This is a genomic window from Acinetobacter sp. P8-3-8 (genome assembly GCF_000214135.1).
Classification (GTDB): domain Bacteria; phylum Pseudomonadota; class Gammaproteobacteria; order Pseudomonadales; family Moraxellaceae; genus Acinetobacter.
On sequence record NZ_AFIE01000132.1, the window covers coordinates 1 to 978 of the forward strand.

Annotated in this window: 2 protein-coding genes; both read right to left on the minus strand. The window is 32.4% G+C overall.

Annotation, left to right across the window (positions count from 1 at the left end; all coding sequences use genetic code 11):
• Positions 1–106: 106 nt before the first annotated feature.
• Positions 107–490: a DUF2784 family protein gene (locus GGG_RS20530; RefSeq protein WP_010118023.1), complete on the minus strand. Its 384-nt coding sequence runs from the start codon at positions 488–490 to the stop codon at positions 107–109.
• Positions 477–978 (minus strand): hypothetical protein (locus tag GGG_RS0118925; protein WP_010118025.1); only part of this gene is annotated, 502 nt, incomplete at its 5' end. The genes GGG_RS20530 and GGG_RS0118925, both read right to left, overlap by 14 nt.

Sequence of the window (978 nt, forward strand, 5' to 3'; positions counted from 1 at the left end):
AAAACAACTTTTTATCATAAGCTCTGTTATATTATTTTACCTTATAGGTTTACATTATTCTACGAAGTATTTGATTGTATACACAGCTTTTGAAAGCCTTCGGTCTTTAAGATAAAATTCGATTTAAAAAAATTAAATAAGGGATAAAGTTTGCTAAAATCATAATCCACATGAAAATTTTACGCGAACTGGGCTCATATCCTGTTCTGTTGAAATGAGACCAAATATAGTGGGGCATAAACTCATCCATTGGCCAAGATAATGTTTCTCCTGCTTTTACACGTAATGATCTTTCCCATTTAGTTAAAAAGCATCCCATATTTCGTTTGCGATTTATGACGCCATAAAACACACAAATCATATGAAATATCATTAAGCTATTAAATGGAAAAGCTATTAGTCCTCCGATTAGTACAAATAAAATAAAAGTCATATGCCAAGCTGCTATAAACCTAGCTAATAATAAATAGAGAAATCTACGTAAGTTCATTTTCAATATCTGCAATTTGTACGACCTTTATTGAATCAAATTTATTCCAATTGTCTTGTTCTCTATAGCGCACGTTGTATTCACAAAAAGAGATCAATTGACCGTCATTATTTAGAGTATGATGGCAACACGCTGAAACTCTATCTTGGTCATAATTAAATTGATCCATAAAAGGCTTTATTACAATGCCAAATACATCTTCAGTACGGATTAAATAACGGCTGATTTTGGCAAATAAAGTTTTAAAAAATCCATGTTTATTGGTACCCAACATACCTCGTAATTCTTGTTGATCTAATAGTGTTTTATTAGCAACATCACTCATGATGCTGTCCAAATCAACAAATTTGGCAATATTAATAAAGAGCCCAAATCGCCGTACAAACAATGTTACCCAGCCACAATTTGGGTGGCTACATGGTATGGGTAAGAAGTCATTTTGCGTTACATATTTGGGAAAAGCATTTGCAACACCTTTGGCTACATCT